The sequence below is a fragment of the Cobetia sp. Ld8 genome (assembly GCF_045066615.1).
Taxonomy (GTDB): Bacteria; Pseudomonadota; Gammaproteobacteria; order Pseudomonadales; family Halomonadaceae; genus Cobetia; species Cobetia amphilecti.
The window spans coordinates 44,453-62,600 of sequence record NZ_JBISHF010000004.1 but is presented as its reverse complement, the minus strand read 5'-3'; the positions used below and the strand labels follow the sequence as shown (position 1 = coordinate 62,600).

Sequence of the window (18,148 nt, the reverse complement as noted above, 5' to 3'; positions counted from 1 at the left end):
TTCACCGATCGCCAAGGAGCCCCGATGTCATCTGACTCACCATCCGCCTCTTCCCCCGCCTACGCACCAGCGGGGGCTCCCCTGCAGCTGGTCTGGCTGCGCAGTGACCTGCGTGTACATGACAATACCGCGCTCTCCCAGGCTGCCGCACGTGGCCCGGTCGTGGCCGTCGTCGCCCCCTGCCTGGCGCAGTGGGTCGAGCATGGCCACGGTGCCAACAAGCTCGACTTCCTGCGCCGCGGCCTGCATGTCCTGCAACAGGCACTCGCCGGCTATCACATCCCGCTCAAGGTGCTCGACTGCGACACCTTCGCTGAGGTGCCCGAGGCGCTGGCCGCGCTGTGCGACGAACTGGGAGCCCAGGGCCTGCACTTCAATGACGAATATGCCGTCAATGAGCGTGAGCGCGACCGGCGCGTGCGTGAGCGCCTGGCCGAGCGCGACGTCCGCCTGCATCGCTACACCGACATGCTGGCCTTCACGCCCGGCGAGCTGCTGACCGGCAAGGGCGATTACTACGGCGTCTTTACACCCTTCTCCAAGCGCTGGCACAAGGAAGTCGATTCCCGCCGTCTGGCGCTGAACGAGGCACCTGAAGTGCAAGCCACGCCCCGAGACGCCCAGGGGCGCGAGATCCACGACGATGCCATCCCGCCACTGCCCGAGACGCTCAAGGGCGAGCCGGCGACAGCGCTGGACGCCGAGCTGTGGCCGGCCGGCGAAGAGGCCGCGCAGGAGCGTATGGAACGCTTCCTGACCTTCCGAGCGCGCCGCTACCACGAACAGCGCGATATCCCCGCCACCCGGGGCACCAGCGAGCTCTCGCCCTATCTGGCACTGGGCATGATCTCGGCCCGCCAATGCTACGCCGCCGTGCTGGCAGAGAACGGCAGCCTCGCCGATGGCGATGTCGGCCTGACCAGCTGGGTCAACGAGCTGATCTGGCGTGAGTTCTATCAGCACATCCTGGTCGGCTTCCCGCGCGTCAATCGCCACCGTCCCTTCCAGCGTCATACCGAAGCCCTGCAGTGGCGCGATGACGACGCAGGCTTTGCCGCCTGGTGCGAGGGCCGTACCGGCTACCCCATCGTCGATGCCGCCATGCGTCAGCTGGTGCAGACCGGCTGGATGCACAATCGCCTGCGCATGGTGACGGCGATGTTCCTCACCAAGCATCTGCTGATCGACTGGCGACGTGGCGAGGCCTTCTTCATGACCCACCTCGTCGATGGTGAGCTGGGCGCCAACAATGGTGGCTGGCAATGGGCAGCCTCCACCGGCACCGATGCCGCGCCCTATTTCCGCATCTTCAATCCGACCACCCAGGGTCAACGTTTCGACAAGGACGGCGAGTTCATCGCGAGCATGGTGCCGGAACTGGCCGAGCTGCCGGCCAAGCGGCGCCACCAGCCCAGTGCGGATGACTGCCAACAGACGGGCTATCCACGACCGATCGTCGATCACAAGGCCGCCCGCCAGCGGGCGCTGGATACCTTCAAGGCGCTATCAAAAAGCGAATGACCCCTCAAGCGGCCTGCTGATCTTCAGCAGGCCGCTCTTGTATCCCTCCCCTTCAGGAGCATTGCCATGCAATCGCTACCCGACGAGATGAGCCCGGCCCTGACTCGGGTATGTCGTCTTTACGAAAAGCTGGACAAAACCTCTACAGAACTGCTCAAATCAGTCTACAGTGACGATATCGTCTTCCGCGACCCCCTGCATGAAGTCCGCGGTCTGACGGCACTCAACGCCTATTTCTCAGGGTTGTACATGAATGTCGCCGCCATCGACTTCGTCTTTCATCACCCGCTGGGGCCGATGCCTGCGCAAGCCGCCGGCCCTGCGGATGAAGGCAATGCGAATGAAGGCAATGAACAGGGACTTGCCTGGCTCAGCTGGACGATGACCTATCGCCATCCCCGCCTGAACGGGGGCAAGGACATCAGCGTGCAGGGTGCCTCACGCATCGAGTTCCGAGACGGTAAGGTCATCCAGCACCGTGATTTCTTCGATGCCGGTGAGCTGCTCTACGAGCAGGTGCCCGTACTGCGCAACGTGATCGGCCTGCTGAAACGTCGCATGGACTGAGCAGCAGAGGGTTTGGCCACTGGTGACATCCATACGGACAAACCCAGCGTTCTCTGAATCAGTGCCATCCAGATTCGCCAGGCCAGACAGGCAAGGCGCAGACACGCACAGGCACGCCAGACACACACATGCCAAGGAGGGGAAATGGCCAGTCATGGTTCGAGCACCACATCGACGACCGCATCGACGTCCACAAAGGCTCGCAAACGCATCTGGCTGACCGGCGCCAGCTCCGGCATCGGCGAAGGGCTGGCGCGCCGGCTGCTGGCGGATGGCCACCGAGTCGCCCTGAGCGCGCGCTCCGCCGACAAGCTGGAGGCCATCGCAGCCGATGCCGAGCAAGGCCCCGGGGAAGCGCTGGTCGTGACGCTCGACCTCACCGACCGTGAGGCCATCCGCGCGGCGGCCAGCCAGATAGAGGCCCGTTTTGGTGGACTCGACCTTGCACTGCTCAACGCTGGCACCTGCGAATATCTGGATGCACGGGAATTCGAGGCAGACCTGGTCCACCGCGTGTTCGCGACCAATTTCCAGGCCGCCGTGGATGTGATCGAAAGCGCCTTGCCGCTGCTGCGCATGGCAGCGGCAGACGGCGGTGAGCGACCGCAGCTGGCGGCAGTCTCCAGTGCCTCGGCCTACCTGCCGCTGCCACGCGCGGAGGCGTATGGCGCCTCCAAGGCCGCGGTGAGCTACTTCCTGGAGTCGCTGCGGCTGGACCTCGACAACCAGGGCATCGATGTCAGCGTGATTCACCCCGGCTTCGTCAAGACACCGCTGACCGAGCGCAATGACTTCCCGATGCCGATGCAGGTCACTGTCGATCAGGCGGTCGAGGCGATCGTGGCGGGGCTCGCGCGTCATCGGCTCGACATCCATTTCCCGCGCCGCTTCACGCTGCTGGTCAAGTTGCTGGGCATCCTGCCCGCCCCCTTGCGACGCAGCATCGGCCTGCGCATGACCCGCGACTGACGATTCATTGCCGGTGAGGCAAACAGGCCTGCCAGTGCACCTTCCCGCAGCCCAGCTGCTGACGACATGGTTCGACTCGTTTTCCTTCTGGAGTGGCATGAATACAACAACGACACACGCGACAGCACCTCTGGACCGCCAGCGCATCGCCGTCATCGGCAGCGGCGTCAGCGGCATGTCAGCGGCCTATTACCTGAGTCGCAAGCATGAAGTGCATGTCTTCGAGTCAGCCGAGCGCCTGGGCGGTCACACCGCCACCATGGATGTGCAGTGCGCCGATGGCAGCGACTGGGCCATCGACACCGGCTTCATCGTCTTCAATGACCGCACCTACCCGCATTTCCAGCGCCTGCTGGAACGCCTCGACGTGGCCTATCAGCCCACCGAGATGAGCTTCTCTGTCCATACCACCGCCGAGGACTTCGAGTACAACGGCCATACCCTGCTGTCGCTGTTCGCCCAGAAACGCAACCTGCTGCGTCCGCGCTTCTATCGCCTGCTGCGCGACATCCTGCGCTTCAACAAGCAGGCTGCCGCCGATCTGGACAACGGCAAGCTCGCCGAGGGCGCGACCCTGGGCAGCTACCTGGATGCCAATGGCTACTCGCAGGTATTCCGTGAGCATTACCTGCTGCCGATGGGCGCGGCGATCTGGTCCGCCAGCATCGCGGATATCACACAATTCCCGCTGCTGTTCTTCGTGCGCTTCTTCCGCCATCACGGCCTGCTGTCGGTCAATGACCGCCCGCAGTGGTTCACGCTGGTCGGTGGCTCGCGCGCCTATATCGCACCGCTGACCGAAAGCTACGCCGAGCGCATTCAGCTCGACAGCAAGATCACCCGGATCCTGCGCGATGCCGACGGCGTGACGCTTGAGCATGCCGATGGTCGCCGCGAGCGCTTCGACCAGGTCGTGCTGGCCTGTCATGCGCCACAGGCACTGGCGCTGCTCGGCGATGCCAGCGAGCAGGAGCGCGAAGTGCTCGGGGCGATCACGACCCAGCGCAATGACGTGGTGATGCATACCGACACCTCGCTGCTGCCCAGGCGCAAGGCGGCCTGGGCGAGCTGGAACTATCGCCTCGACGGGCGCGACGACGCCCAGCGGGCCAGCGTCACCTACGACATGAACATCCTGCAACGCCTTGAGGAGCGTACGCACCCGCCTCGTGAGACCTTCTGCATCACGCTCAATGACAGTGACGCGATTGATCCCGCTCGGGTGCTGGGGCGTTATGCCTATGACCACCCACGCTTCACGCTGGCTGCCGAAGCCGCCAAGGCCCGCTTCGAGGAGATTTCCGGTGTTCAGGCAACCCCGAACGGCAAGGTCGGCCACACCCATTTCTGTGGCGCCTGGTGGCGCAATGGCTTTCACGAGGATGGTGTATGGAGTGCGCTGCGGGTCGCCGAGGCACTGGGTGCGCGCGAGGCAGACGATTGAAGGCGCCCGCCAGCCGCATCGGTTATGGCACGCTGCGCCACCGTCGCCACGCGCCGCGCCAGCATGCCTTTCGCTATCGCGTCGCCATGGCGTGGCTGGCACTGGATGAATTGCCGACGCTGATGGCCGGCAAGCGTCTGGTGAGCGCCAGTCACGCCGCGCCACTGGCCTTTCGCGACAGTGACCATCTGCCGGCCGCGGTCCACGACATTGCCGATGGCCCACTCGAGAAACGGGTGCGCACCGCCTGCCAGCGCGAACTTGCCCGCAGTGGCGATCACGCGCCGCTGCCGCAGGGGCGCATCTTTCTGCTGACCCAGTTGCGCCACTTCGGGATCGGCTTCAACCCGATCCGCCTCTATTACCTCTATCACGCCTCAGGCCAGCTGGGCGCCGTGCTCGGTGAGGTAACCAATATTCCCTGGGGGGAGCGTGTGCTGTATGCCGCCCGCACGGACCCGCAGCGACGCATGCAGGCGGCGCAGTTCGACAAGCGCATGCATGTCTCGCCCTTCATGCCGATGGGCATGCGCTATCACTGGCGCTTCAACGACCCCAGCGCAGATGAGCTGTTGCTGCACATGGAAAACCACCCCCTCACCGGGGATACGGCGCGAATAGCGCAGCACTCGCTGTTCGATGCCAGCCTGAGCCTGCATCTGGAACCGGCGACCCCGCGCGCCTTTCATCGCCTGCTGCTGCGTTTCCCCTGGATGACGCTCAAGACGGTCGCAGGCATTCATTTCGAGGCGCTGCGTCTGGCGCTCAAGCGCGTGCCGATCTTCGACCATCCGCGCTCGCCGTCTTCATCATGAGGAACTCATCATGAGCCAATTCGAACCCGCTCCCCCCACACTGGCCACGACCCGGGCACCGGCAGACCGCCTGACTCGGCTGCTGCGGCCACGCCTGCTGCGCATGCTCGACAAGCTCGAGGGTGGCAGCCTGACGGTGCTGGAAGGCCGTGAGCGCCACGTGCTGGGCAAGGGCGGCGCGCGTAACGTCACGCTGCGTATCCATGACTCACGCGCCTGGCGGCGCATGGCACTGGGTGGCACCGTCGCGGCGGCGGAGGCCTACATGGATGGCCAGTGGGAGACGGATGATCTGGTCGGGCTGGTGCGCCTGTTCGCCTACAACCTCGAACAGGTCAATGACTCGGTGGACAGCGGGACGTCGCGACTGTCCAAGTGGGCGCTGAGCGTCGCCTACGCGCTGGCACGCAATACGCTGGCGGGTTCGAAGCGCAACATCTCGGCGCATTACGATCTCGGCAACGACCTCTTCGAGCTGTTTCTCGATCGCGAGCACCGCATGTATTCCGCGGCAGTGTTCCCCTATCCCGAAGCCAGCCTGGAGGCGGCCTCGACCCACAAGCTGGAGAAGCTGTTCAACCTGCTGGAACTGGGGCCACAGCATCACCTGCTGGAAATCGGCACCGGCTGGGGCGGGCTGGCGATCCATGCCGCAAGAACACGTGGCTGCCGCGTGACCACCACGACCATTTCCGATGAGCAGCACGCCTATACCCAGGCGCGTATCGCCGCGGAAGGGCTGGAGGATCGCATCACCCTGCTCAAGGAAGACTACCGGGCACTGGAAGGTCGCTTCGATCGCATCGTCTCGGTGGAGATGATCGAGGCGGTCGGCCATCAATATCTGCCGACCTACCTGAAGACCCTCGAGCGCCTGCTCGAACCGGAAGGCCTGATCGCGCTGCAGGCCATCACGATCCGCGATCAGCGCTTCGTGGCCGCCAGCCGCGAGATGGACTTCATCAAGCGCTACATCTTCCCCGGCGGCTTCCTGCCGTCTCATGCGGCGATTCTCAGCGCCATGCAACAGGATACCCAGCTGAACCTGTTGCAGCTCGAGGATATCGGCCTGCACTACGCCGCCACGCTCAAGGCCTGGGGGCAGCGCTTCGAGGCGCGTCTCGGTGAGGTCTATGCGCAGGGCTACGACGAGCGCTTCGTGCGCATGTGGCGTTACTACCTGGCGTACTGCGAGGGGGGCTTCCGCGAGCGCACCATCGGCACCTGTCAGCTGCTGCTGGGGGGGCCGGGGGCGCGCCCGGTACAGGCGGGGCTCCAGGATTGGGACGCCTGAACATGCTGTCCGAGCGCCCTGGAGCACTGCTCAATGCCGGGCTCTTTCAGCTCGGCTGGTTCTGCTGCGTACTGGGCGGCTCGACGGTCGCCCTGCTGGCCACGCCGCTGATATTGGCCGTGCATCTGTGGCTGATCGTGCCGACGAGTGAGCGCCTGCGCGAGCTGCGCTGGCTGGCCGCCTTCGTGGCGCTGGGCATGGTGGTGGATGGCAGTCTGTCACTGGCCGGCGGCTACACCATCACCTCGGACACGCCTGACTGGGCGCACTGGCTGCCCCTGCCTGTCTGGATGTGGTGTCTGTGGCCGCTGTTCGCCAGCACGATCCATCATGCGCTGCGCTGGTTGTGGCAGCGGCCCTGGCTTGCGGCGGCTGGCGGTGCCATCAGTGCGCCGCTGTCCTATTACGGCGGGGCGCAGCTCGCCAGTGTGACCCTCGCCGACTGGCTGCTACCGGCGCAGGCGCTGATCTGGGGCGGCCTGTGCCTGGGTATCGCACGCCTTCATGGCCATGCCGAGCGCGCCTGAGCGCCTCAGGCAGCTTTGATGGCCAGATTGCCGGCCTCGTAGCCATTGAGCCGCTCGATGACCTCCCCCGCGGGCGCCGGCCGCGAGAAGTAGAACCCCTGGATCCAGCCGCAACCATTCGATACCAGATATTCACGCTGCTCAGCGGTTTCGACGCCTTCCGCGATCATCTCCATGCCCAGGCCCTTGGCCATCGCCAACACCGCCATCGTGATGGCAGCATCCGCACGCTCGCCGGGCAGGCTGCGGATGAAGGCGCGGTCCAGCTTGAGCTTGTCCACCGGCAGGTCCTTCAGATAGGCGAGTGATGAATAGCCGGTACCGAAATCGTCCACCGCGATCAGATGGCCGCGAGCGCGCAGGTCGGCCAGGCGTCGTGAGATGTCTCCGGCACGCTCATCCAGCAATACCGATTCCGTCAGCTCCAGCCCGATGGAGCTGGCGGGCACGTCATACTCCATCAACAGGCCCGCCAGCGAGGCCTCAAAGCCACCCTGGATCAGCTGCAAGGCCGAGACATTGACCCAGATGCACAGGCGGTGACCGGCACGCCGCCAGCTGGCCTGCTGCTGTACTGCCTCGCGCAGCACCCAGTTGCCCAGGCGCAGCATCAGGCCGTGGCGCTCGGCCAGCGGCACGAATTCGGCCGGTGAGATGGCCCCCCGCAGCGGGTGCTTCCAGCGCAACAGCGCCTCGACACTCGCAACCTTGCCGGTGCTGGCGTCGTGCTGACATTGATAGTGCAGCTGCAATTGCCCCTGGCTCTCGATGGCGAGCCGCAGGTCATTCGCCAGCCCCAACTGCAGGTCACCGCCCGCATCCAGTGCGGGCTGGAAGCGCATGTCGGTATTGCGACCATGTCGCTTGGCGGCATACAGGGCACTTTCCAGACGCTGCATCAGCACATCGGCATCAGCGCCATCCTCCGGGGCGCGGCAGCTGCCGATCGACAGCGCAAGGTGCAGCGCCTGATCGCCGATCTCGAAGGGCTTGGTCAGCCCCTGGCGCAGCTCATCCACCCAGGCGGTATGCTCGCCACCCGCCGTAGAGCGCAGAATCACGAATTCGTCGCCGCCGATGCGCCCGACCACGCCGCCACGCGCCAGCGCCGTCAGACGCTGGGAGAACTGCTGCAGCAGGCGATCGCCCCCTTCCGCGCCCAGGGCATCATTGATGCTCTTGAGCGCATCGATATCGATCAGTGCCAGGTCCATCGCCTCCCCGGCGCGCAGGCCATTGAGGCGACTGACCAGCAGGTCGCCCAGCCGGCGGCGATTGGGCAGGCCCGTCAGGGCATCTTCCAGCCCCAGGCGCTGCAGGTCCTGCTCGCGTGCCTTGTGGCGGGTGATATCGGTAAAGAGAGCGACATGGAAGACGTCGCCGCCCTGCTCGATACGGCGTGCCCGCAGCCACTCGGGGTATTCATCCCCCTGCTTGCGCCGGTTCCAGACCTCGCCCTCCCAGTGGCCATTGGCCTCGAGCGCCTGGCGATAACGGGCGTGAAACTCCTCGTCATGGCGCCCGGAAGACAGCAGGGAAGGGTTGCGACCAATGATCTCTTCCGGTGCGTAACCGGTGATATGACTGAAGGCGGCGTTCACGGCCAGCACCCGATTGTGGCGATCACTGATCACCAGACCATCACTGCTCAGGTGCACGGCGGCTTCCAGCAGCTGACGATGCAGCAGCTGGCGACGACGCTGGCGCGCGATGTCCAGACCCGCCAGAACGGCGGGCAGCAACGCGGCAAGACGCAGCTCGAGCCCCGGCAACCAGGGCAGCGCTGTCAAGGCAACGAGCGCCCCGATGATCAGGGGCCGATTGAAGTGGGCTTGCGGCCACATAAGCAGCTCTCGGTGGAAGGGGTCATCGGGGATGATCCTGCATTTGCAGGCAGCGGGCCACTCTCGGCACGACTCCAGCGGATTGCGACCGATGCCGGCAAAGGGGATCCCGCGCGAATCACACACTAGCTCCTATCGACCACTTTCCCCCCAGCTGTAGGACTTATTTGCACCCGCCCTTGCTGCCCTTTAGTCTGGCCCCCACGTGCATTCAGGGGTGCCAGCCATTAGACTAGCCCCATTCAGGCGCTCAGGTGCCTCGTACGGCATTACCATCCCGCTACTCGGAATGACTCAGTGACCAAGCAACACTCCTTTACTCGCGACGAGCTGCTGGCCTGTGGCCAGGGCGAACTCTTCGGCCCGGGCAATGCGCAACTGCCTGCTCCCAACATGCTGATGCTGGATCGCATCACTCACATCAGTGAGGAAGGCGGTAGCCACGGCAAGGGTCAGCTGATTGCTGAGCTGGATATCTCTCCGGACCTGTGGTTCTTCGACTGCCACTTCCCGGGTGATCCGGTGATGCCGGGCTGCCTGGGCCTCGATGCCATGTGGCAGCTGGTGGGCTTCCACCTCGGCTGGCTGGGCAATCCGGGCCGTGGCCGCGCGCTGGGCTGCGGCGAGGTCAAATTCTCTGGCCAGGTGCTGCCGACCGCCAAGAAAGTGACCTACACCATCAACATCAAGCGAGTCATCACTCGCAAGCTGATCCTCGGCATCGCCGATGGTACAGTGACAGTTGACGGTCGCGACATCTATCAGGCCAACGACCTGCGCGTCGGTCTGTTCACCTCCACTGCGAACTTCTGAACGGGAGGCTCCCATGCGTAGAGTGGTAGTCACCGGGCTGGGCATTGTTTCCTGCCTGGGCAATGATCGCCAGCAGGTCCTGGAATCGCTCCGCGAAGGACGTTCTGGTATCCGCCGCAAAGAGGAATACGCCGAGCTGGGCTTCCGTAGCCACGTGGCCGGCGTTGTCGACATCAATCTCGAAGACCACATCGATCGCAAGCAATTGCGCTTCATGGGGGATGCTGCGGCCTATGCCTACATCTCCATGGCGCAGGCGATTGCCGATTCCGGTCTCACCGAAGAGCAGGTTTCCCACGAGCGTACCGGCCTGATCGCCGGTTCCGGTGGCGCTTCCTCCGCGAACCAGGTCGAGGCCGCAGACGTGATGCGCGCCAAGGGCCTGCGTCGCGTCGGTCCCTACCGCGTCACTCGCACCATGGGCTCGACCGTCTCTGCCTGTCTGGCCACGCCGTTCAAGATCAAGGGTATCAACTACTCGATCTCCTCGGCCTGTGCCACGTCTGCCCACTGCATCGGTAGCGCCGTGGAACAGATCCAGCTGAACAAGCAGGACATCGTGTTTGCCGGTGGTGGTGAAGAAGAGCACTGGACCCTGTCCTGCCTGTTCGACGCCATGGGCGCCCTGTCCACCAGCTACAACGACACGCCGGAAACCGCGTCGCGTCCGTACGACAAGACCCGTGACGGCTTCGTCATCGCTGGCGGCGGCGGCATGCTGGTGCTCGAGGAGCTGGAACACGCCAAGGCACGCGGCGCGAAGATCTACGCCGAAGTGACCGGCTATGGCGCGACCTCCGATGGCCACGACATGGTGGCACCGTCCGGCGAAGGTGCAGCACGCTGCATGCGTCAGGCGATGGCGACCGTGAATGGCGATATCGACTACATCAACACCCACGGCACCTCGACGCCGGTGGGCGATGTGGCCGAGCTCAAGGCCATCCAGGAAGTCTTCGGCGCCGCCAGCCCAGCAATGAGCTCGACCAAGTCGCTGACGGGTCACTCGCTGGGCGCCACTGGCGTGCAGGAAGCCATCTACTCCATGCTGATGATGGAGAACGACTTCATTGCCGCGTCTGCCAACGTCAGCGAGCTGGATGACCGCGCCGAAGGCCTCGACATCGTCACGACCCGTCGTGATGGCGTCAAGATCGACCGTGTGCTGTCCAACAGCTTCGGCTTCGGTGGCACCAACGCCTGCCTGATTCTGGAACGTTTCCAGGACTGATTCAGCACGCGTTCAGCAGACATGCAGTCTGCAGATTACGCGCTGGTGTGAGACACGAAAAGGCCGCCCTTCGGGGCGGCCTTTTTGGTGGCTGTCCGGTGCTCGCTGGCAGCACCGGATGCATCAGACGAGCAACAGGGAAAGCGTCAGACAGTCAGGCACCGACGCTATCGGCCGCCGCTTCCTCTTCCAGCGGCGGACGCTGGACGCTGGAGATTTCCTGCAGCTTGGCCTCGACCCAGGCCTCCACATCGGCGATCACCGCGTCCGGCTTGCGCCCCGCCGTCTCGATGGCCGGGCCATAGGCGACATGGATGGTGCCCGGGCGCTTGATCCAGCTGTCGTTGGGCCAGATCTCACCGGCATTGTGCGCCACCGGCACCACCGGCACACCGGCACGGCAGGCAATCGCGGCACCGGACTTGTTGAACTTCTTGCGGGACCCCGGCGCGATGCGCGTGCCTTCCGGGAAGATCAGCACGGTAAAACCGTCCTTGAGGCGCTGGGTGCCTACTGACAGCACCTGCTTGAGCGCCTTGGACGGCTGAGTACGATCCAACGGAATCGGCTCCAGCAGTTTCAGCCCCCAGCCGAAGACCGGAATCTTCAGCAGCTCCTGCTTGAGCACGGTGCATAGCGGGCGCTTGGCCACCTGCAGATAGATGGTTTCCCACTCGCTCTGGTGGTTGGCCAGCAGCACGCAGGCCCCCTCAGGCAAGGCGTCACGTCCAGTCACCTGCACCTTCACGCCGCAGGTCAGTCGGAACCACCACAGCACGATATGGTTGTAGCTATGCAGGACACGGTAGCGCGCCTGTAGCGGAAGGCAGGCCGCCAGCGGCACCAGCACCACGGCGCTGAGCAGCAACGCCATGAAATAACCTACATAAAACAGCACGCTACGCAGCGCATTCACAGGCACAGTCTCCACAGGTCAGATCGAATCAGGGCGGGATGAGCCGGAGGCGCGCTGCGCGATCCAGTCATCCATCAGGCGGGATAGTTCGAGGCGCCACGGCTTCTGATGCACACCGAAGGTGTCCAGCACGCGGCGGCAATTGAGCACACGCCGCAGCGGCGTACCGGAATTAAGGGTCAGCGCCTTGAGCGGGCCTGCGGCCACCGTCTCGCCCAGCCCCTCGAGACGGGTGATCAACTGGGTACGCACGACACTGACGAAGGCGTAGGCACTGATCGGCTCGGTGCCGGCCAGATGGTAGGCCCCCCAGGCATCCGAACCGCAGCGCTGTTGCTGGAGCATACCGATCAACGCCATCGCCACGGCATCGACACTGGTCGGGCACAGGATGACGTCCTCGGCGGCACGCACCTCTTCGCCCGCCAGCAGGCGCTCGATCAGTGTCGGCAACCAGGCATCACGCCCTTCCGGACCGAATAGTGGACCCAGACGCACGATCAGGTGATTCGGCAGCTCGGCACGGATGCGATCACCGGTCGCGATGACGCGGCGCAGCGCCGTATCGATCGGCGAGGGCACCTCATCCTCGTCGAGCAAGCCTTCGCCGCCCTGCTCGAACATCTGATCTGCCACGCACCACACCAGCGGTGTGCCGGTCTCGATGCAGGCGGCCAGGACTTGCTCCACCGCCTCGGCATGCGCCATCACCTCGGCAGGTGCGGAATCGGCCGGGCGTGCGAACGGCGGCACGATGACGACATCCGCCTGGCTGGCGCGGATGTCATCGGCGCCAATACGGTCAGACTCGACGGCGTTGAGCTCAAGATCGGCGCGCGTACTGGCCGCACGAATCAGACCCAGGCCAAGACAATGCCCGGCATCTAGCAGCAAGAGTTTCACAGGCAGGCTCCAGCAAACAGGCGCATCGCCGCAAGAGGCGACGATGCAAAGATGTCATTCTATCAACCTTGCAGACTGGCTGCAGGCCCGTTGTTGCGTGGAGTGATGGGGATCAGCGGGGCACCGATCGGGTGAGGACGACCGATGCCGTAGCCTTGCACGAAGTCGACACCGATCAGCTCGAGGGCGGGGATCAGCTCAAGACGCTCGACATATTCCGCCACCGTGATGATGCCCATCTGGGCACAGATGCCACAGATGGCGGAGACGATGGCGGCGTCGAGGCTATCGCGTGTCAGGTTGCGCACGAAGGCACCGTCGATCTTGAGCTGGTTGACCGGCAGCTCCTTGAGGTAGGCAAAGGACGACATGCCGCTGCCGAAGTCGTCCAGGGCGAAGCTGCAGCCGAGCCGGCGCATGCTGTAGATGAACTCGCGCGCCTGGGTCAGATTGCTGATGGCTGCCGTCTCGGTGATCTCGAAGCACAGCCGCTGTGGTTTGACGGAGCTTTGCGTGACCAGCGCCACCAGCTGATCGCGCATGCGCAGGTCACCCATGCTCTGGCCGGAGAGGTTGATCGCCAGCACGGCATCCGATTCGATGCGGCCATCATCGGACTCCAGCACCTGCAGCGCCTGGGTGACGACCCAGATATCAATCTCGGGCATCAGGCCGAATCGCTCCGCCGTCGCCATGAAGTGCGCCGGGGCCAGATGCTCACCCGAGTCGTTGACGTAGCGCAGCAGCACCTCGTAGTAGGGCTTGCTGGTGGCATCAGTCAGCGAGCGGATCGGCTGAATGTACAGCGTGAAGCGATCATTCGCCAGCGCCTCGTGCAGCAGCGGCAGCCATTGCACCTCGCGCTGGGCCTGCTCGAAACCTGCATCCCCGTCATGATAGGCATGCACCTGGTTGCGCCCGCTCTGCTTGGCCATGTAGCAGGCCCCATCTGCCTGACGCAGGACTTCGGAGGCCTGGACGCCGTTCTCGACCGGCGCGACCCCGATGCTGACGCCCAACTGGAATGGCCGCCCCTCATCGTAGTAGCGATAGGCACTGACGGCCGCGCACAGCGCTTCGGCACGCTCGATGGCCTGCTCGTGAGAACAGCGATAGAGCAGCACGGCGAATTCATCCCCCCCCAGGCGCGCCAGTACATCCGTTTCCCGCACCTGCGCTCGCATCAGCGCGGAGAGCTCGCGTAATACGGTGTCTCCGGCCGCATGCCCGCAGGTGTCATTGACCACCTTGAAGAAATCGAGGTCCAGGTACAGCAGCTGGTGAAAGCCGCCATCGGCCAGCGCCGCGGCGAGAGAGTCATCGAAGGCAGTGCGATTGTGCAGGCCGGTCAGGCTGTCGTGATGCGCCTGGAAGTTGAGCCGCCGAATCATGGCCTGGCGATAGCTGATGTCGCGGAAGACCAAGACAGCCCCCTCGACATCCCCACTGCGACGACGCACGGGCGAGGCCTTGAGCTCCACGGCACATTCACTGCCATCACGTGCCACCAGCAGCGTCTGGCTGGACATGTGCACCACTTCGCCGCGCTGCAAGACCCCTTCCAGCTGACTGGCGACGGACTGCAGCGTACCTTCATGGCGTAGCTGCAAGATGCGCGCCCAGGGACGACCGCGGGCCAACGACGGGGCCCAGCCACACAGTTCGGCAGCGATGGGGTTGATATGCTGGATATGCCCCTCGCGATCGAGGTTGATCACTCCCTCATCGATGGAATCCAGCATGACTGCCACCTGATCGCGCTCATGACGCAGCTCCCGGGTCCGGTACTCCAGCAGGCCATCCAGACGCGAGCGGTAATGGCGGCTGCGGCGCATGCGCTGCTCGGCGCTGATGGCCAAGAGGGCCAGCCCCAGCACGGCCAGGGTCGCGATCGCGATGGCCAGGGCCAGCCACAGGTTCTGCCCAGAGTTCATGCCCGCCCCGGCGGGAGAGATGATGGGCGTGGTCAATGGCATCATCTCCATCGCCGCCATGCCGATGTAATGCATGCCGGCGATGGCAAGTCCCATCGCGCCGGCCGCCAGGGCCTGATAGGTGCGATTGGGGCGACGCTGGCGCAAGAAGAAGCCTCCCAGCCGCAGGGCCGCCGTCGCAGCCACCACCGCCACCACGATGGACACCGCAAACAGCAGCGGGTCATAGCGGTAAGGCATGTTCATGTGCATCGCCGCCATGCCGGTGTAGTGCATCGTCGCGATGCCCCCACCCATGACGCTCCCGCTCGTCATCAACAACATCGGCGTCAGACGTGGCAGCGTATTCACCCAGAGTGCCAGTCCTGAGGCCAGCATCGCGATCAACACCGACAACGCCGTCAGGCCAGGCGCGTAGGTGATGGAAACCTGGCTTTCATACGCCAGCATGCCGATGAAATGCATGGCCCAGACACCCAGCCCCATTGCCACGGCTCCGCCCACCAGCCAGCCGAGGCTGGTGGCGCGCGAAGGAGCCAGTGCGACCTGACGAATCAGCTGCAGCGCTGCATGTGAAGCCAGCACGGCGACCACGATTGACAGGGCGACCAGTGGGTAGGAATAACTGCCATGCATGAATAACCTCGATCATCAGGGGCATGCCACAGTCGGCAAGATAGGGGCGAAAATCCGACAACAGTGTCATGTCGCCAACATTCCTTCGAAAGTCCCACGACAGGAATCTCAAGCCATTGATTGCCACCCAACAACATTGGCAGCCCAACGGCGAGACACTGAGAGAATACGGGCATGAAGCGTTTTTTGCACAACGCTCGTTTGCAACGCATGTATGAGCCGCAATGGAGTGGCGCTCAACCTCCCTTACGCGCGGCACAAGCCACTGGATGTCGCGCTCGGCACCATTTTTCATGATCAGAAATAATTCATGAAAAACAGACGCTTACATAAACAAAAACGCGAATATCTTATGGTTAATTCAAAAAAAGCCCTCGCTGAACGAGGGCCTTTTCATCGCTATCGCTTGCGCGTTCTATCGGCGCACAGACGAAAAACTTTATTCAGAACGGGATTTCATCATCGAAATCATCGAAGCTGCCCGCGGGCGGCGCACCGAAATTGTTGTTCTGGGAGTTGTTCTGCTGGGCAGGCTGCTGGCCACCGAAGTTGTTGCCCTGCTGAGGTGCCGGCTGCTGACCACCGAACTGCCCGCCTTGCTGAGGGGCCGGCTGCTGACCACCGAACTGGCCACCTTGCTGCGGGGCCGGCTGCTGACCACCGAACTGGCCACCCTGCTGGGGGGCTGCGGCCGGTTGCTGGCCGCCCTGCTGAGGCGCCTGCTGCGGGCGACCACCAGCGAAGTTGCCGCCGCCACCTTCACCACGCGTATCCAGCATCTGCATGTCGTTGGCCACGATTTCGGTGCTGTAACGGTCATTGCCGTTCTGATCCTGCCACTTGCGCGTCTGCAGGCGACCTTCGATATACAGGCGTGAGCCTTTCTTGACGTATTGCTGGGCCACTTCAGCCAGCTTGTTGAACATCACCACACGGTGCCATTCGGTACGTTCCTGACGCTGACCGCTCTGGCGATCATTCCAGGTGTCCGTCGTCGCGAGGTTCAGGTTGCACACCGCACTACCGGACGGGGTGAAGCGAACTTCCGGGTCTTGACCGAGATTACCGATCAGAATGACCTTGTTTACGCCACGAGCCATGAAGATTACTCCTGCAAATAGACCGGCGCGCCATGGGCACCGGAGAAGGTATCGAGTGCACCGGCAATGTGTTGCCGATGTCAGGGTTCAGCTGGCAGGCACTTCCGCGCCTGCCGGAGTTTCGTCATCACGCTGGCGAGTGAAACGGGCCAGCGCCTTGTCATCCAGTGTATCGCGTGTGACCTTGAGATAAGCGACCCGTTCCTCACGCACCACGAGCGCCTCTTCCACGCCGGCGATCGCCAGCAGGCGTGTCTGCAGCTCGACGGCCGACAATTGCGAGGCCTCGGGTGACAGGCCGATCACTTCACTGCCCAGATGTCGCGGCGGTTGCATGCCCCACACCACGGCCAGCCACAGAATGGCGACCAGTCCCATGGCGAAGAACACGCCGCTCAGACCGAAATGCCCGGTCAACCAGCCGCCCCCGACACCGCCCACGAAGGCGCCCAGGAACTGACTGGTGGAATAGACCCCCATCGCCGTGCCCTTGGCACCGGCCGGGGCCAGCTTTGAGATCATCGACGGCAAGGTCGCCTCAAGCAGATTGAAGGCGACGAAGAACAGCCACAGCAGGCCGAGGAACATCGCCAGCCCCGCATGCTCGATGCCATCGACTCCCAGCAGCAGCAAGCTTGTCGCGATGGTCGCGACGGCCCCCAGGAAGACGGGCTTCATGCGCCGATACTTCTCGGCCACGATGACCAGCGGCAGCATGGCGACAAAGGCCAGCCCCATCAATGGCAGGTAGATCCAGCCGTGATGCGCCGGGGCGATGCCGAAATTGACCAGCTGCTGGGGAATGGCCACGAAGCAGGCGGTCAGGATCATGTGCAGCGCAAAGATCGACACATCCATGCGCAACAATGCGGAATTCGCGAGGATACCCTTGAGCTGGCGCCTATCAAGCCCCACATCCTGATGTTGACGCCTGGGCGCAGCTGGCACCAGCTTCCAGAGCACGAACAGGCTCGCGACGGCCATCACGGCGGTCAACCAGAAGACCCCCGACAGGCCGAAGGCATCTGCGGCCAGTGGCCCTGCGACCATCGCCAGCGCGAAGGCGACCCCGATCGACATGCCGATGGAGGCCATCGCCATGGTGCGAACCTCCTCCCGTGTCTGATCGGCCAGCAGTGCCATGATCGCTCCCGCCACGGCGCCGCTGCCCTGCAGACAGCGTCCGAGGATGATCATCTCGATGCTGTCGGCCGTCGCCGCGACCAGCGAGCCCAGAATGAACAACCCGAGCCCGAAGCCGATCACGGCCTTGCGCCCCAGTCGGTCTGACAGCCAGCCGAACGGAATCTGCAGCAATGCCTGGGTCAGCCCGTAGCCACCCAGCGCCACACCGACCAGTGTCGGCGTCGCTCCGGCGAGGTCACGGGTATAGAGCGCCAGCACCGGCAACACCATGAACAGCCCCAGCATGCGAGTCGCATAGAGGCTGGCAAGGCCGACGATGGCGCGGCGTTCCGGCGCGAGCAGTCGAGAGGTTTTCATGGGCGGCGGCGGGCTCCGGAGCATGACAGTCAAGAAGAGGGAGGCCGACCACGTGGGTCGCCGAGATGTGACACCCAACGGTGGTCGCCCACCAATGGACTGCATATTCTAAGGCCCGCTTGGCGGCTTTG

The 18,148-nt window shown here is 64.0% G+C and carries 15 protein-coding genes; 9 read left to right on the top strand and 6 right to left on the bottom strand.

Translation table 11 applies throughout. The annotated features are described in order from the left end of the window. The first annotated feature begins 24 nt into the window (after positions 1-24). From phrB to ACJJV2_RS00320, 7 genes are all read left to right on the top strand, one after another. Positions 25-1,521 (top strand): deoxyribodipyrimidine photo-lyase, encoded by a 1,497-nt coding sequence (gene phrB, locus ACJJV2_RS00350; RefSeq protein ID WP_405277554.1) that lies wholly within the window; start codon positions 25-27, stop codon positions 1,519-1,521. 66 nt (positions 1,522-1,587) lie between these two features. After that, a complete protein-coding gene (locus ACJJV2_RS00345; RefSeq protein WP_405277551.1) occupies positions 1,588-2,088 on the top strand; it encodes a nuclear transport factor 2 family protein in 501 nt (166 codons plus the stop codon). Positions 2,089-2,232: 144 nt separating this feature from the next. Beyond that, complete coding sequence (locus ACJJV2_RS00340) at positions 2,233-3,057, top strand: SDR family NAD(P)-dependent oxidoreductase (RefSeq protein WP_405277548.1); 825 nt, start codon at positions 2,233-2,235, stop codon at positions 3,055-3,057. A 97-nt stretch (positions 3,058-3,154) separates the two neighbouring features. Further along, positions 3,155-4,501 carry an NAD(P)/FAD-dependent oxidoreductase gene (locus ACJJV2_RS00335; protein WP_405277545.1) on the top strand — a complete coding sequence of 449 codons (1,347 nt, stop codon included), beginning with the start codon at positions 3,155-3,157 and terminating at the stop codon, positions 4,499-4,501. Then, complete coding sequence (locus ACJJV2_RS00330) at positions 4,498-5,316, top strand: DUF1365 domain-containing protein (RefSeq protein ID WP_405277542.1); 819 nt, start codon at positions 4,498-4,500, stop codon at positions 5,314-5,316. Before ACJJV2_RS00335 ends, ACJJV2_RS00330 begins: the two co-directional genes overlap by 4 nt. 10 nt (positions 5,317-5,326) lie before the next feature. Next, positions 5,327-6,610 carry a class I SAM-dependent methyltransferase gene (locus ACJJV2_RS00325; RefSeq protein WP_405277539.1) on the top strand — a complete coding sequence of 428 codons (1,284 nt, stop codon included), beginning with the start codon at positions 5,327-5,329 and terminating at the stop codon, positions 6,608-6,610. Between the two features lie 2 nt (positions 6,611-6,612). After that, complete coding sequence (locus ACJJV2_RS00320; RefSeq protein ID WP_215824659.1) at positions 6,613-7,137, top strand: DUF2878 domain-containing protein; 525 nt, start codon at positions 6,613-6,615, stop codon at positions 7,135-7,137. A gap of 5 nt (positions 7,138-7,142) precedes the next feature. Here the strand turns inward: ACJJV2_RS00320 and ACJJV2_RS00315 are convergent, their stop codons facing one another. Continuing rightward, entirely contained in the window at positions 7,143-8,981 is a 1,839-nt protein-coding gene (locus ACJJV2_RS00315) for a putative bifunctional diguanylate cyclase/phosphodiesterase (protein ID WP_405277535.1), read from the bottom strand. A gap of 297 nt (positions 8,982-9,278) precedes the next feature. Here ACJJV2_RS00315 and fabA point away from each other — a divergent pair, with 297 nt between their 5' ends. Both fabA and fabB read left to right on the top strand, forming a co-directional pair. Next, on the top strand, positions 9,279-9,794 hold the full coding sequence (gene fabA, locus ACJJV2_RS00310; RefSeq protein ID WP_043334808.1) for a 3-hydroxyacyl-[acyl-carrier-protein] dehydratase FabA: 516 nt from the start codon (positions 9,279-9,281) through the stop codon (positions 9,792-9,794). A 13-nt stretch (positions 9,795-9,807) separates the two neighbouring features. After that, complete coding sequence (fabB, locus tag ACJJV2_RS00305; protein WP_043334810.1) at positions 9,808-11,025, top strand: beta-ketoacyl-ACP synthase I; 1,218 nt, start codon at positions 9,808-9,810, stop codon at positions 11,023-11,025. A 154-nt stretch (positions 11,026-11,179) separates the two neighbouring features. Here the strand turns inward: fabB and ACJJV2_RS00300 are convergent, their stop codons facing one another. From ACJJV2_RS00300 to ACJJV2_RS00280, 5 genes are all read right to left on the bottom strand, one after another. Next, positions 11,180-11,941: a lysophospholipid acyltransferase family protein gene (locus tag ACJJV2_RS00300; RefSeq protein WP_405277530.1), complete on the bottom strand. Its 762-nt coding sequence runs from the start codon at positions 11,939-11,941 to the stop codon at positions 11,180-11,182. Between the two features lie 18 nt (positions 11,942-11,959). Further along, on the bottom strand, positions 11,960-12,844 hold the full coding sequence (locus tag ACJJV2_RS00295; protein ID WP_405277527.1) for a sugar nucleotide-binding protein: 885 nt from the start codon (positions 12,842-12,844) through the stop codon (positions 11,960-11,962). 62 nt (positions 12,845-12,906) lie between these two features. After that, positions 12,907-15,414: an EAL domain-containing protein gene (locus ACJJV2_RS00290; RefSeq protein WP_405277524.1), complete on the bottom strand. Its 2,508-nt coding sequence runs from the start codon at positions 15,412-15,414 to the stop codon at positions 12,907-12,909. Between the two features lie 443 nt (positions 15,415-15,857). Then, the gene (gene ssb / locus ACJJV2_RS00285) at positions 15,858-16,514 is read right to left on the bottom strand and encodes a single-stranded DNA-binding protein (protein WP_131432841.1); all 657 of its coding nucleotides are present in this window, start codon (positions 16,512-16,514) and stop codon (positions 15,858-15,860) included. Between the two features lie 87 nt (positions 16,515-16,601). Continuing rightward, on the bottom strand, positions 16,602-18,017 hold the full coding sequence (locus ACJJV2_RS00280; protein WP_052384727.1) for an MFS transporter: 1,416 nt from the start codon (positions 18,015-18,017) through the stop codon (positions 16,602-16,604). Positions 18,018-18,148: the final 131 nt, after the last annotated feature.